This window comes from Rothia nasisuis, assembly GCF_928381405.1.
GTDB lineage: Bacteria > Actinomycetota > Actinomycetes > Actinomycetales > Micrococcaceae > Rothia > Rothia nasisuis.
Map to the genome: position 1 here is coordinate 1 of NZ_CAKMSB010000009.1, position 13146 is coordinate 13146.

The following is a 13146-nucleotide window of genomic DNA, read 5'->3' on the forward strand; positions in this document are numbered from 1 at the left end:
CAGGTGTGTATAAGAGACAGGTTGGATCCTTCGCCGAAGAGTGGTAGCTGGCTTTCGTTCATCTCGTATCTTCCCTTCCCGCAGTAGTTGCCCTCAAAGTTTTTGGGCACCACAAAAGTTTAGCCCCATTCGCGGGCGAATGGGGCTATGAGATAGCTCTAGTTCTCGTCGTTGCCGGGTACTAGGCCCTCGTAGATTTCCTTGCATTCGGGGCAGACGGGGAACTTTTCGGGGTCGCGGCCGGGAGTCCACTTTTTACCGCAGAGGGCACGCACAGGCTTACCGGTCAGGGCTGACTCCATAATTTTTTCTTTGCGCACATAGTGGGCGAAACGCTCGTGGTCGCCAGGTTCGACGTCCTGCACTTCTTCACGTTCCAGCAGGGCAGTTCCGCCGGAGTGAGCGGTTTCGGGGAAGGGGTCTTCGATGCCGGGGATTGACGACATATCTTAGTCTCCTTAATTCTCAAAGCAGTTTGGTCTTGTCTATTCAGTGTAGTGCCCCCGTCAAGACGGCATCCGGCTCCTACTGTGGGGCAAGGGCTGGACGCCTCTGGTGGGGGTGGTTTGCCTGCTTCACGCTAGTAGAAAGGTAGGTTAGCTGTAGCGGGCTACCCGTTGGTACATATCTGCTACATGCAGTTCATAGTTTTTAGCCCCGGCGCGGACGCCCAGATAGAAGGCAAGCGCCCCGATGAGGGCCGTGACTGTGGCACCTAGCCAGAACCAGAGAATGTTACCAGTGATGGAGCTGGCACCCATGCCGATGAGGGCGGGGAGGGAAAGGGCCATGGGGATGAAGATTAGTAAGCCTCGCACCATAGTTTTGGCCATGCCATCGGGCTGTTCCGGGGTCTTCCAGGGGCTGGTTCCTGGCGGGACAACCGGCGCATTGAAGGTAGTGTCAAGGTAGTTGGCCATGCCGTTGGCAATGAAGTAGGTGCCTAGGGATGTTACCAGTAGGGGCAGGGCCCAGATAGCGTTCCCGGTCAGAAAGGAGAAAGCCAGGGTGCCCACCACAATCATGGGCAGGTAAAGTAGCATCATGCCGTATGCCCGCCCCAGCCTGTCATCTATACCGCGCAGGGGTGAGAGGGCGTGCAGGGAGAAGGCTGAGCCGTCAAGCGAAGCCAGGGTGGACTGAGAATAACCGGCCATGGCGGGTATGAAGGCACCGACCATGATAAAGGTCATGGGGTTAGCCACAGTCCCCTCGGCCCCGTTAACGGTAAAGATAAAAGATCCCGAAATAGTAATCATCAAGATATACATCAAGGGCAGTATCAGCACATTGAGGTTGGCTCGGGAATCCTTAAGCATCATGCCCAGGGTGCGGGCAGCAATGGCACCGCGTACGGTGGCGGGGAACCGACCAAGCAGCCCCAGGTTACCCTCCTCAACAGTTTTCCCTTCATCGCGCTGGATGGCTGTATCGCCCACGCTAGCCATGGTTTTCGCCGCAAAAAACTTCCAGATAAACCAGGCCAGGGCACAGTAAATCAGGGTCAATGCTGCCAGGGCGGCAGCGAGACCGTAGCGACCGGCTCCAACCTGCGGGGCGATAGCCCAGGCAGAGGCCAGCGGGGTCCACTGCAGGTAGGTGAGAACATGGCGTAGCTGGCTCATGTTGCTGGCTATACCGGCGGTCACTGCCATGATAAGGGGCCCGGCAAAGACCAGGGCTGTAAAGGCAGCAATGGTCAGAGCGTTACTAAGGGCACGTCGGGAGCGGATGGGAATCGACGCTACCGCTGTCAGGCGTCCGCCCAGGACGGCCAGGGTCACCCCCAGTAAAGAGGCCGGGATAAAAGCTAGGGTGGCAGGCAGGGAGTAAAGATTGGAGGTGACCAGCGCAAGGGCAGCTAACACGGTGAGGGTACCCGGTACCCCAATGAGAGCCCCCATAGCCTGGCCGCTCATAAGCTGGCGGACGGTAATGGGGTAGGGTGCGAGCCGCTCCGGGTCGAGGGTAGGGTCAGCCCCGGCTGCCACCAGTGGAATAAGCCACCAGGCTAGGGTGAGCAGGCCACCGGCCAGCCCCAGTAGAAGCAGGGAGTCGGCCGGGTTCTGCAAGACTGACCCATAACCGGCTAGGCCCACAAGGACGCCCAGCCCGTAGAGCAGGCCGATGACCAGGCCCACAATGGCCCAGACGTTACCGTTGCGGAAAATAGCTAAAAAGTGATCAAGTTTGAGTTTTAGGAGGACTGCAACCATGAGATACCCTCCGATACAACGCGTCCGCCCACCAGCTCAACAAACCGTTCCTCCAGGGAGGCAGCTCCGCGTACCTGTTCCACGGTGCCTGAGGCCAGAATACGACCAGCGTTCATAATGGCTACGTGGTCGCACAGGCGCTGTACCAGATCCATCACGTGGGAGGAGATAATCACGGTGCCTCCGCCTACCACATAGGCCCGCAGGATGTCCTGAATATTTGACGCGGAGACCGGGTCCACCGCTTCGAAGGGCTCATCGAGCACCAGCAGGGAGGGGGCATGAATCATGGCGCACGCCAGGGCAATTTTTTTGGTCATGCCAGCTGAGTAGTTGGCAACCTGCTGGCCAGCAGCCCCGGTCAGATCCATGGCGATGAGTAGGTCACGGGTACGTTCGGCCACGGTTGCTTTATCGAGTCCATGCAGGCGGCCAGCGTAGGTAAGGAGCTGCTCACCGGTAAGTTTATCGAAGAGGCGGACGCCGTCGGGTAGCACGCCGACCTTCCGTTTGGCGGCCAGCGGCTCGGCCCAAACGTCCACTCCCCCAATTTCCACACGACCTGCGGTGGGTTTGAGTAGCCCGGTTGCCATCGATAAGGTGGTGGTCTTGCCTGCGCCATTGCGCCCTACCAGCCCATAAAAGGAGCCTCGGGGCACAATCAGGTTGACTCCGTCGACCGCAGCCTGCTGACCAAAGACTTTCACCAGGTTGATTATCTCTAGGGCAGCGCTGACCCTGCTGGTCTCTGCCACCTCAGCTTCTACCGGCGCCGTAAGTTGCTCAGGAGAGCCGCTACCGAGGGCTTCTTCTGACCGGTACTGGGGTTGCCAGTACTGGGGCCGATTGTAACTTTCATTCTGCGGGGGGAGGTTTTCGTGTGCCATACATCTACTGTAGCCAGCATCGCGAGATTCTCCCTCCCCCGCTAGGATGATTCCTTAAAAAAGAGCCGTCATCAGGGCTGAACGGGCCTTTGTGACACGGGGGTCAGCTGCTCCCACTACCTCGAAGAGTTCGATGAGGCGTTCACGTACTGCGGTTCTGGTTTCTGCGTCTACCGCCTTGAAGAGGGTGATGAGTCTATTGAAGGCATCTTCCACATGGCCAGCGGAAACGTCAAGATCAGCCACATTCATCTGTGCCTCTACGTTAAGGGAATCAGCGGCAGCGGCCTTGCGTTCTTCGGTCGCATCAAGGGTTGAGACGCGGTGCAACAGGTGCACTTGAGCCAGTCCGATCTTAGCGTCTGTATCCCCGGGGTTCTCGTTGAGCGCACGGGTGTAGGCGTTCTCGGCAGCAGAATAGTCGCCGCGGTCTAGAGCCTCAAGGGCCTCCTGATGCAGGGGCGGCAGGGGCTTCTCAGCTTCCGACAGCACCGGCTCGAACCCACCGGGCAGGCCCTGCTGGGCAGCAAGCTGTAGCACCTGGCCCAGCACCTCGGTAAGGGCCTGAGGCTCAACGGGGCCGTTGAAGAGCGGCGCCGGGCGGCCCGCCAGCACAGCCACGGCAGCAGGAACACCCTGAATCTGGAAAGCCTGCCCAATCTCGGGAATCTTGGTAATATCCACGGCAGCCAGGAGCAGGTTGCCGCCAGCAGAGTTCACCAGAGCCTCTGTCTCTTCTAGCATCTGTACCGATGCCGGTGAGTGGGGCGCCCACAGGGCGAAGATAACCGCACCCCGGTTAGACTCCTGCACCAGCTGTTGGAACTGATCTAGATCGGTCACATCAAGTCGCCAGCTCTTCTCACCGGAGACAGGCTCGGCAGCTACCTCCTGGGCAACAGATGCGGGCTGGACTACCTCAGACAGGTCTGGAGCGTTGCGCACCGATGCAGGCAGACCTGCCTCCTCAAAACCTTTATTCTCACTCATAGCTAGACTCCTCTACAACAAACAAAACTTTTCTTCCATACTGCCACCGGCGGCACGCACACAGTGAGCGCACACCCCTTTTTCTAGCCTAAGGCAGAATCGAGATACAGTAGGAACAACACCAGCCCACAACTGACGAAGCGATTATGGCCTCTTCCTTCTCACCCCAACACCTACTGCGCTCCCTCACCTCGCGCACTCAGCCCAAGCCAGCGCCCTCTAAAGCTGACCGTGATTCCCGTGAACGCACCGCTGAGTCCCCCCGGTTTTCTGTGCCCGCGATCCCCGGAGCCAGACCCAGGCACAGGTTCCAGCTACCGGCCGAACCCGAGCACCTTCGAGAAAACGCCGGTACCTCCGCCTCTCCCCCAGCCGGTTCGGCAGAACACCAAGTGCTCGCGCCTGGCAAGGGCAGGCACATCACTAACCCCGTCTATTTTGGATTTATGCTAGCAGTCGGCGTGGGCCTTGCCTGGATGGGCATGTATTTTGTGCTCAACGTAGGGGCTCTCGCTGGCTGGATTACCGGTGCAGTCTTCATCGGCCTAGGGCTAGATCCAGCCGTCCGCAAACTAGAATCCTGGGGGGTTCCCAGAGGTGCCGGCGTTGGAATTGTTTTTCTAGCTTTCACTGCCCTGGCTGCCCTTCTCATCTTCTGGATTGTACCGGCCATAGCCCGCCAGGCCGTCTCGTTCATTACCGGCTTTCCACAACAGTTCGAGAACTTTCTGGGCTCAGATTTCTTCACCGCAATCGACCGACAGTTCCATATTAGAAATGCGGTTGACACTGAGGTTGAGAGATTCTTTGCTCAAATTACCTCTGACACCTCCGTGGTCAGTGGCTTCTTTAACTCGCTCATCAACGCCGGGTCAACCCTGGCAGAAATCACCACGGGCACCATCATCGTGCTCTTTCTCTCGGTCTACGTGCTCGCTTCGCTCCCCACCATCAAAGCCTGGTTTATTCGGCTAGCCCCGGCATCAAAACGAGAAAGAGTCGGCTACCTGACCGAAAGAATCACCAGTTCAGTCGGGCAATACGTTATGGGTCAAGCCATCGTGGCTATCTGCAACGCAACCTTTGCGTCTCTGGTCATGCTCATCGTTGGGGTTCCCTTCCCCCAACTGCTGATGCTCTTTGTGCTCATACTGGCCTTCATTCCCCTGGTGGGCGGTGTAGCAGCGGCTGTGCTTGTATCGGTGGTTTCACTCACTGACAGTTGGCAGACAGCCCTTTTCTTCCTGGTTCCCTACCTGATTTATCTCCAGTTCGAGGCCTACTTCATCTCACCCCGTATCATGAGCCGTGCTGTGGCCGTTCCCGGTGCCGTTGCGATTATCGCGGTGGTCGCCGGCGGCTCGCTCTGGGGCGTGCTGGGGGCCATTATCGCTATCCCGGTCGCCGCCTCCATGCTCATCCTAGTCAATGAGGTTCTTGTACCCCGCCAAGATCAGCTCTAAGGAACTGCCCGTTTTCACACCCGGTAGCACCTTGCCTTTCTGCAGGGGCGCTACCGGGTTTTTGCGCTACTAGCGTGGCATACGGTGGCGTATTGCCACCGGGTGCCTACCAGAATCTACGGGTTGCCCAACAACGCTCATGCCAGTGGCGGCGCTCCTCGATAGCCCGCTGAGCACCAAACATGTGGTCCTGCTGCCAGATCACCAGGTGAGCAACCCCGGGCTGGATAGGCCGCTCACACTCGGGGCACTTATAGGTTTTCAGAGCATTGATCGAAGGAATGTACTGCACATACCAGTCACCGTCCTGGGCCCGCTCCACCCGCGGGGCAGGGTCAAGGATACGGGAAATATCGCGCCCAGCTGGGCGAGCTTTCTGCCATTTACTGGGGGCTGCCCCGGAGTTAGAGTTGGAGCGGCGGGGCTGAGATGAAGAACGACGAGGCATTCCCCCATTCTTTCATGCACCGGTGTGCCCGCCCAAGCCACCTGTTAGAGTGGGAGGCGTGCGTTTAGTAATAGCTGATTGTTCTGTCGACTACATGGGCCGTCTCAATGCCCATCTGCCCCGAGCCACCCGCCTGCTCATGATTAAAAATGATGGGTCTGTGCTGATTCACTCCGACGGTGGTTCCTATAAGCCCCTCAACTGGATGAGCCCGCCCTGCCGCCTTCATATCGCGCCGCGCGAAGAGTTTGAGGGCACCTCGGTCGCCGAGGATCTCGACCCCGATGTAGAACAGCTCTGGACGGTTCAAGCCGCTAAAAGCGACGACAAGCTGGTCATCCGGGTCTTTGGCACTCGGGGTGAACTCAGCCACGATCTCGGAGTAGATCCCGGCCTGATTAAGGACGGCGTTGAGGCTGACTTACAGCGCCTGCTGGCCGAACAGATTGAACTTCTCGGTGCCGGCTACCGCCTGGTGCGCCGCGAATACCCCACAGCTATTGGCCCAGTCGACATTCTTGCCAAGGACGCTTCTGGCATCTCCGTGGCTGTTGAGCTCAAGCGCGTCGGCGACATCGACGGGGTAGAGCAACTCACCCGCTACCTGGAACTGCTCAACCGCGACCCGCTACTGGCACCCGTCCAGGGCATCTTTGCTGCCCAGCGCATCAAGCCCCAGGCCCGCACCCTGGCTGAAGACCGCGGCATCCGCTGCGTGTCACTGGACTACGACACCATGCGCGGTGTAGATGATGCGGAGTCCCGTCTTTTCTAAAGCTCGCCCACTACACCTGTAGCTTTCATTCATTATCTGGCTAAACGGTCGCCTTGAGAGCACTCGTTGACCTGACACATAGGTAAAAGGATGCCGCCCTGCCCCCGTGAACGGGGCAGGGCGGCATCTCTGCGTGCTGGCTCGGTCAGTTTAGATCTGAGCGTGCTTGGCTGCGATGGTTACCCGATCGTTTGAAACGGTCAGAAAACCCTCGTGTAAGCGGGTGGTCTTCTTCTCACCGCTGGTGGCCTCAATCAGAAGCTCCCCGTCCTCGGCCAGAAGGGCCATGGTCGGGATATGACCTGGCATGATACCCAGGTCACCATCCACGGTGCGCGCACGTACGTACGAGGCCTCGCCTACCCAGACAATGTGTTCGCGCGATACGACTTCAACTTTCAGTGCCATGATTACTTGGCTCCAGACTGTGCCTTGATTTCCTCGTAACGGCGCATGACGTCGTCCATACCACCGATGTTGTAGAAGGCCTGCTCGGGGATGTGGTCAACATCGCCACGGCAAATCATCTGGAAGGACTCAATGGTGTCCTTGATGGCCACGGTCGAGCCCTCAACACCGGTGAACTGCTTAGCAGTGTAGGTGTTCTGTGAGAGGAACTGCTCGATGCGGCGAGCACGGGAAACAACGACCTTCTGCTCTTCGGAGAGTTCGTCAACACCAAGGATGGCGATGATGTCCTGCAGTTCCTTGTTTTCCTGCAGAATCGCCTTAACCTGGATTGCGGTGTCGTAGTGCTCCTGGCCGATGTACTGGGGATCCAGGATTCGGGAGGTGGAGGACAGCGGATCAATCGCGGGGTACAGACCACGTGAAGCAATCTCACGAGAGAGCTCGGTGGTCGCATCCAGGTGGGCGAAGGTGGTTGCAGGTGCGGGGTCGGTGTAGTCATCCGCAGGAACGTAAATTGCCTGCATGGAGGTGATGGAGTGACCACGGGTTGAGGTGATGCGCTCCTGCAGCAGACCCATTTCATCGGCCAGGTTGGGCTGGTAGCCCACAGCGGACGGCATACGGCCGAGCAGGGTTGAAACCTCAGAACCTGCCTGCGTGAAGCGGAAGATGTTGTCAATGAAGAGCAGAACGTCCTGGTTCTGAACGTCACGGAAGTATTCCGCCATGGTCAGGCCTGTCAGCGCAACGCGCAGACGGGTTCCGGGCGGTTCGTCCATCTGGCCGAACACGAGGGCGGTGTCCTTGAGAACACCTGCTTCTTCCATTTCAACCCAGAGGTCGTTACCTTCACGGGTACGTTCACCCACACCGGTGAATACGGAGGTACCACCGAAGTTACGGGCAACGCGGGTAATCATTTCCTGGATCAGAACGGTCTTACCAACGCCCGCGCCACCGAAGAGGCCAATCTTACCGCCCTTGATGTAGGGGGTCAGAAGGTCGATGGACTTGATGCCGGTTTCCAGCATCTCGGTCGAACCTTCGAGGTCTGCGAAGCCGGGGGCTGCACGATGGATGGGCCAGTAGGTGTCAGCCTTGATTTCGTCGTTGGAGACATCGAGGGCGTCACCGAGGACGTTGAAGATGTGGCCCTTGACGCCGTCACCAACCGGGACGGAGATGGGAGCACCGGTATCGACTACAGCCTGGCCGCGGACGAGGCCGTCGGTCTGTTGCAGAGAAATGGCGCGCACCAGCGAATCACCGAGGTGCTGGGCAGTCTCGAAGGTGATTTTGCGGGTGGTGCCGTTGAGGGTCAGATCAGCGGTCAGCGCGTTGTAAATGTCAGGTACCTGGCCGGCAGGGAACTCAACGTCAACGACAGGGCCGATGACGCGAGCAATGCGACCGGTTGCGCCCTGAGCCGGCGCGGTAGCCGATTCGTTCAGAGTGGCAGTCATTGTTCTCACTTACCTATGTAGAGAGTGGAAAGTTTGTTGGGTGGGTTTAGGAGGCGAGTGCGTCGGCGCCGCCAACAATTTCGCTGAGCTCCTGGGTGATTTCCGCCTGGCGAGCGTTGTTCATCAGTCGGGTGTACTTCTTGATGAGCTCGTCGGCGTTGTCACCAGCGGACTTCATCGCGCGCTGGCGGGAGGCCAGTTCTGACGCTGCTGCTTCGAGCAGGCAGGCGTAGATGCGAGATGCGATGTAACGCGGGAGCAACTCGTCGAGGACTTCCTGGGGGTTAGGCTCGAATTCAAAGACCGAGTTCTGTTCAAACTGGTCGTTGTCGAGGTTTTCGCCGGGAATGATGTCTTCGCCAAGTTCGTGGGCAGCTGCAACCTCAATGGGAAGCAGGCGCAGCACGTGGGTTTCCTGGCTGACCATAGAAACGAACTCGGTGTAGACGATGTGGAGGTCATCGACTTCACCGTTTTCGTAGGCTGCCAGGATGGCATCACGGGCCTTTACTGCCATCTCAATGTTGGGGTTGTCGGTGTTGCCTTCCCAGGCCTGTTCATACTCACGCTCGCGGAAGTCAAAGTAAGACTTTGCCTTACGTCCGATGAGGTAGAGCTTGACGTCACGGCCCTCACCGCGGAGTTTCTCAATAAGACCCTCGGTTTTTTTGAGGACGGATGAAGAGTATGAACCCGCAAGGCCGCGGTCGCTGGTGAGGACGAGTACAGCAGAGCGACCGGTCTTAGCCTTACCACGTGAGCCCAGCAGGGGGTGCTCAATGTGGTGCTGAGTCGCAATGGCAGTAACAGCCTTGGTCAGCGCATTAGCGTAGGGGCTGGCAGCCTCAGCGCTCTTACGTGCCTTGTTGATGCGTGAGGTTGCGATCATCTCCATCGCCTTGAAGATCTTCTTCATAGACGATGTTGAAGTAATCTTTTGGCGGTAAACCCTAATCTGGGCTCCCATAGAGATTCCTTTCACTCCTAGTGCTCCAGGTGCCCCTCCCTCTCGAGAGGGGCACGAGTGCTAGCTAGGATAATCGCTAACCGATAGTTTCCTGTGATACTTCGCTGTCTGACAGGGGCTGGTGCTCTTCGTGGCCCACCTCTACGAGGTGGCTGGTACCTTCTGAGCGGAAGCCCTGCTTGAAGTCGAGAATGGCAGCTTCGAGAGCTGCTACGGTTTCGTCTTCGAGCTTGCCTGATGCTGCGATGTCCTGCAGTACTGAGGTGGAGCGGCGCAGGTGGTCGATAAACTCGGATTCAAAACGCAGGACGTCTGAAACTTCGAGGTCATCGAGGTAGCCGTTGGTGCCAGCCCAGATGGAGACAACCTGGTCCTCAACTGCGTAGGGGGTGTACTGGGGCTGGCGGAGTAGCTCGGTCAGGCGAGCACCGCGGGTCAGCTGGGCCTTGGATGCTTCGTCCAGGTCGGAAGCGAACATTGCGAAGGCTTCCATGGCGCGGTACTGAGCAAGGTCAAGCTTGAGGGTACCTGAGACCTTCTTCATAGCCTTGGTCTGCGCAGCACCACCCACACGTGAAACCGAGATACCTACGTCAACTGCGGGGCGCTGGTTGGCATTGAACAGGTCTGACTGCAAGAAAATCTGGCCGTCGGTGATGGAGATGACGTTGGTGGGAATAAAGGCTGAAACGTCATTCGCCTTGGTTTCAATAATCGGGAAGCCGGTCATTGAACCTGCACCCAGGTCGTCCGAGAGCTTTGCGCAACGCTCCAGCAGGCGGGAGTGGAGGTAGAAAACGTCGCCGGGGTAGGCTTCACGGCCCGGGGGGCGGCGCAGCAGCAGTGACACTGCACGGTAGGCTTCCGCCTGCTTTGAGAGGTCATCGAAGATGATGAGGACGTGCTTGCCGCCGTACATCCAGTGCTGGCCGATGGCGGAACCGGTGTAGGGTGCCAGGTACTTGAAGCCCGCTGCGTCAGAGGCGGGAGAAGCCACAATGGTGGTGTATTCTAGGGCACCCTGCTGCTTGAGGGTTTCGCGTACTGCGGCGATGGTTGAGGCCTTCTGACCAATTGCAACGTAGACACAGCGAACCTGCTTGGTGGGGTCGCCGGTAGCCCAGTTGTCCTTCTGATTCAGGATGGTGTCAACCGCGATAGCGGTTTTACCGGTCTGGCGGTCACCGATGATCAGCTGACGCTGACCACGACCAATCGGAATCATGGCGTCAATTGCCTTGAGACCGGTCTGGAGGGGCTCGTGAACTGACTTACGCTGGGTAACGCCGGGAGCCTGAAGTTCGAGGGCGCGGCGACCTTCGGCTTCAATCTCACCCAGGTCGTCGATGGGGTTACCCAGGGGGTCAACAACACGGCCTAGGTAGGCATCGCCAACGGGTACTGAGAGAACCTCGCCGGTACGGTGAACTTCCTGGCCTTCTTCAATGCCGGTGAAGTCACCGAGGATGATGACACCGATGTCACGAGTGTCGAGGTTCTGTGCCAGGCCAAGGGTGCCGTCTTCGAAGCGAAGCAGCTCGTTAGCCATTACTGAGGGAAGGCCCTCAACGCGTGCGATGCCGTCGGATGCTGATGCAACTCGACCCACCTCTACGCGCTCTGCATTGCCGGGTTCGTAAGACGCTGCGAATTCGTTCAGCGCGTTACGGACATCATCGGCGTTGATGGTCAAATCGGCCATCTTATGTCCCTGCTCTCCTAATTTGTTGGTGTGCCTGCCGACTGGCGGCAGGCCCACCGAAACTTGTGTGACGTGCCGGGATTAGGCTTTATGCCCTACCCCTTGACGTCTGTGTATCTTCTAAATCACCGTCGAGGTCTCGACTGTGTAAATCGCCTATGCGAAAGCGCGGCCTAGTTCTGACAGCTTGGTAGACAGTGAGCCATCGATGACTTCGTCACCTACCTGCACACGCAGACCACCTAGAAGTGCGGGGTCTACGGTGATGTCGAGCTTCAGCTCCTTGCCGTAGGTCTTGTTGAGTGACCCCTGAAGCTTTGCGGTCTGCTCTGCAGTCAGCGCGGTAGCTGAGGTGACTCGTGCGATCCAACGGTTTTGACGCTTGACGATGATTTCAACGAACTTGTTGGCCAGGCGGGCTGCGGTAGTACCGCGAGGTGCTGAGCCAACACGTTCAAGCAGAAGCCTGCCTTCAGCTGAGGCGGCGTTGCCCCCCAGAGAGACAGCCAGCTTCTTGAGTGCTTCCTTGCTTGCCCGGGAATCGGCTAGAGCAGCCTGGGCCTCAGCTGAGGCGTCAACGGTGTTGATGAAAGTCAACAGCTCATTGACGGTCTGCTCTAGGGCCTCTACTCCCCCTCGCTGTTCAGCAGAAAGCGCTACTGAGGTTACAGCGGTGGTTTCGAGGGCATCGGCCAGGTCTCGTTCTGAACTCCAGCGGGCTTCTGCTGCTGTAGAAACCACGGTTAGAGCTGCTTCTGAAATCTTGCCGCCCAGAACTGATCGGGCTATACCTGCTCGCTGCGATGCTTCGCGGGAGGAATCGGTTAGACCTCGCCGGAACCCACCGTTGCTGTCAATCAAATCGACAACAGCGAAGAGTTCGTCTGCGAGATGGGTCGGGTTATCGGTAGCCTGAGCAACCAAAACCTGTTCCACCTGGTTCAGTGATTCAGTCGATACTGCTGACATTAGCGGGCCGCACCTGCCTGTTGCTGTGCGTCAAGGTCAGCCAGAAAACGATCGACTACACGTGCAGATCGCTCATCGTCATTGAGGGATTCGCCCACAATCTTGCCAGCCAGTGCAGTAGCCAGTGCGCCTACTTCAGTGCGAAGTGATGCTGTGGCTGCGGCACGTTCTGCCTCGATAGTCTTCTGGGCGTTCTCGGTGATACGAGCGGCCTCAGCGTTAGCGCGTTCCTTGGCTTCCGCTACAATGGCGTCGCCTTCAGCGCGTGCTTCCTCACGAATTTTCTGGGCTTCCAGACGAGCGCTTTCGAGCTGCTGGCCATACTCTTCGCGTGCTGCTGCGGCCTCTGCCTGGGCCTTTTCGGCCTTGGCTAGACCACCCTCAATGGCTTCCTTACGGTCCTGGTAAATCTTTTCAAAGGCCGGGACGACGTACTTGGAAACGATGAAGAGGAGGATCAGGAACCCGATGGCGGTAATGGCTATTTCCCAGACGTTAGGGATGACAGGGTTTGCGCCTTCTCCTGCTGCCATTAGATGAGTCATAGGGGGTTTTCCTGTTCTATAGTTCGGTCAAGAATTTTCGGCGGATGCCGGAAATTACTGCATGATAAACGCAAGAACCAGGCCAAGAATCGCCAACGCTTCAACCAGAGCGAAGCCCAGGAAGAGCATGGGCTGCAGGGTGCGCTGTGACTCGGGCTGACGGGCAACGGAGGTCATGTAGGCAGCAAAGATAAGGCCTACACCGATACCGCCGCCGATTGCTGACAGGCCGTACCCTACTGCGGTAAGTGAACCGGTGATTTCCATGTGGTTTGTTTCCTTTCACAGTGCCCGAGCTATTCGATGTGTG

At 58.0% G+C, this 13146-nt stretch carries 14 protein-coding genes; 2 read left to right on the forward strand and 12 right to left on the reverse strand.

From position 1 onward, the window contains the following. Positions 1 to 158: 158 nt before the first annotated feature. From L6966_RS08185 to L6966_RS08200, 4 genes are all read right to left on the reverse strand, one after another. Positions 159 to 446 (reverse strand): DUF3039 domain-containing protein, encoded by a 288-nt coding sequence (locus L6966_RS08185; protein ID WP_083093660.1) that lies wholly within the window; start codon positions 444 to 446, stop codon positions 159 to 161. Between the two features lie 150 nt (positions 447 to 596). Next, positions 597 to 2216: a hypothetical protein gene (locus L6966_RS08190; protein WP_083093662.1), complete on the reverse strand. Its 1620-nt coding sequence runs from the start codon at positions 2214 to 2216 to the stop codon at positions 597 to 599. Then, on the reverse strand, positions 2198 to 3103 hold the full coding sequence (locus tag L6966_RS08195; protein ID WP_083093664.1) for an ABC transporter ATP-binding protein: 906 nt from the start codon (positions 3101 to 3103) through the stop codon (positions 2198 to 2200). The genes L6966_RS08190 and L6966_RS08195 overlap by 19 nt, the downstream gene beginning before the upstream one ends. 54 nt (positions 3104 to 3157) lie before the next feature. Beyond that, on the reverse strand, positions 3158 to 4093 hold the full coding sequence (locus L6966_RS08200) for a co-chaperone YbbN (RefSeq protein ID WP_083093666.1): 936 nt from the start codon (positions 4091 to 4093) through the stop codon (positions 3158 to 3160). Positions 4094 to 4239: 146 nt separating this feature from the next. On the opposite strand from L6966_RS08200, the gene L6966_RS08205 reads away from it, so the two are divergent. Further along, on the forward strand, positions 4240 to 5556 hold the full coding sequence (locus L6966_RS08205; protein WP_083093668.1) for an AI-2E family transporter: 1317 nt from the start codon (positions 4240 to 4242) through the stop codon (positions 5554 to 5556). Positions 5557 to 5662: 106 nt separating this feature from the next. Here the strand turns inward: L6966_RS08205 and L6966_RS08210 are convergent, their stop codons facing one another. Next, on the reverse strand, positions 5663 to 6004 hold the full coding sequence (locus L6966_RS08210) for an ATP/GTP-binding protein (RefSeq protein WP_237224815.1): 342 nt from the start codon (positions 6002 to 6004) through the stop codon (positions 5663 to 5665). Between the two features lie 58 nt (positions 6005 to 6062). Here L6966_RS08210 and nucS point away from each other — a divergent pair, with 58 nt between their 5' ends. Then, complete coding sequence (gene nucS / locus L6966_RS08215; protein ID WP_083093672.1) at positions 6063 to 6779, forward strand: endonuclease NucS; 717 nt, start codon at positions 6063 to 6065, stop codon at positions 6777 to 6779. Between the two features lie 150 nt (positions 6780 to 6929). On the opposite strand, the gene L6966_RS08220 is transcribed toward nucS, so the two are convergent. From L6966_RS08220 to atpE, 7 genes are all read right to left on the reverse strand, one after another. Then, positions 6930 to 7187: a F0F1 ATP synthase subunit epsilon gene (locus L6966_RS08220; RefSeq protein ID WP_083093674.1), complete on the reverse strand. Its 258-nt coding sequence runs from the start codon at positions 7185 to 7187 to the stop codon at positions 6930 to 6932. Positions 7188 to 7189: 2 nt separating this feature from the next. After that, positions 7190 to 8653: a F0F1 ATP synthase subunit beta gene (atpD, locus tag L6966_RS08225; protein WP_083093675.1), complete on the reverse strand. Its 1464-nt coding sequence runs from the start codon at positions 8651 to 8653 to the stop codon at positions 7190 to 7192. 46 nt (positions 8654 to 8699) lie between these two features. Continuing rightward, positions 8700 to 9620 (reverse strand): F0F1 ATP synthase subunit gamma, encoded by a 921-nt coding sequence (locus tag L6966_RS08230; protein WP_083093677.1) that lies wholly within the window; start codon positions 9618 to 9620, stop codon positions 8700 to 8702. A gap of 76 nt (positions 9621 to 9696) precedes the next feature. After that, positions 9697 to 11322, reverse strand: coding sequence for a F0F1 ATP synthase subunit alpha (gene atpA / locus L6966_RS08235; RefSeq protein WP_083093678.1), 1626 nt, complete (start codon positions 11320 to 11322; stop codon positions 9697 to 9699). Between the two features lie 156 nt (positions 11323 to 11478). Continuing rightward, positions 11479 to 12291 carry a F0F1 ATP synthase subunit delta gene (locus tag L6966_RS08240; protein ID WP_237233188.1) on the reverse strand — a complete coding sequence of 271 codons (813 nt, stop codon included), beginning with the start codon at positions 12289 to 12291 and terminating at the stop codon, positions 11479 to 11481. Then, positions 12291 to 12836 carry a F0F1 ATP synthase subunit B gene (locus tag L6966_RS08245; RefSeq protein ID WP_237224818.1) on the reverse strand — a complete coding sequence of 182 codons (546 nt, stop codon included), beginning with the start codon at positions 12834 to 12836 and terminating at the stop codon, positions 12291 to 12293. The genes L6966_RS08240 and L6966_RS08245 overlap by 1 nt, the downstream gene beginning before the upstream one ends. A gap of 54 nt (positions 12837 to 12890) precedes the next feature. Then, on the reverse strand, positions 12891 to 13103 hold the full coding sequence (gene atpE / locus L6966_RS08250; protein WP_237224819.1) for an ATP synthase F0 subunit C: 213 nt from the start codon (positions 13101 to 13103) through the stop codon (positions 12891 to 12893). Positions 13104 to 13146 lie beyond the last annotated feature (43 nt).

Excerpts from the sequence above, each read along its gene's own strand:
- L6966_RS08185 (WP_083093660.1), bottom strand. The coding sequence starts at position 446 with ATGTCGTCAATCCCCGGCATCGAAGACCCCTTCCCCGAAACCGCTCAC.
- L6966_RS08190 (WP_083093662.1), bottom strand. The coding sequence starts at position 2,216 with ATGGTTGCAGTCCTCCTAAAACTCAAACTTGATCACTTTTTAGCTATT.
- L6966_RS08195 (WP_083093664.1), bottom strand. The coding sequence starts at position 3,103 with ATGGCACACGAAAACCTCCCCCCGCAGAATGAAAGTTACAATCGGCCC.
- L6966_RS08200 (WP_083093666.1), bottom strand. The coding sequence starts at position 4,093 with ATGAGTGAGAATAAAGGTTTTGAGGAGGCAGGTCTGCCTGCATCGGTG.
- L6966_RS08205 (WP_083093668.1), top strand. The coding sequence starts at position 4,240 with ATGGCCTCTTCCTTCTCACCCCAACACCTACTGCGCTCCCTCACCTCG.
- L6966_RS08210 (WP_237224815.1), bottom strand. The coding sequence starts at position 6,004 with ATGCCTCGTCGTTCTTCATCTCAGCCCCGCCGCTCCAACTCTAACTCC.
- L6966_RS08220 (WP_083093674.1), bottom strand. The coding sequence starts at position 7,187 with ATGGCACTGAAAGTTGAAGTCGTATCGCGCGAACACATTGTCTGGGTA.
- atpD (WP_083093675.1), bottom strand. The coding sequence starts at position 8,653 with ATGACTGCCACTCTGAACGAATCGGCTACCGCGCCGGCTCAGGGCGCA.
- L6966_RS08230 (WP_083093677.1), bottom strand. The coding sequence starts at position 9,620 with ATGGGAGCCCAGATTAGGGTTTACCGCCAAAAGATTACTTCAACATCG.
- atpA (WP_083093678.1), bottom strand. The coding sequence starts at position 11,322 with ATGGCCGATTTGACCATCAACGCCGATGATGTCCGTAACGCGCTGAAC.
- L6966_RS08240 (WP_237233188.1), bottom strand. The coding sequence starts at position 12,291 with ATGTCAGCAGTATCGACTGAATCACTGAACCAGGTGGAACAGGTTTTG.
- L6966_RS08245 (WP_237224818.1), bottom strand. The coding sequence starts at position 12,836 with ATGACTCATCTAATGGCAGCAGGAGAAGGCGCAAACCCTGTCATCCCT.
- atpE (WP_237224819.1), bottom strand. The coding sequence starts at position 13,103 with ATGGAAATCACCGGTTCACTTACCGCAGTAGGGTACGGCCTGTCAGCA.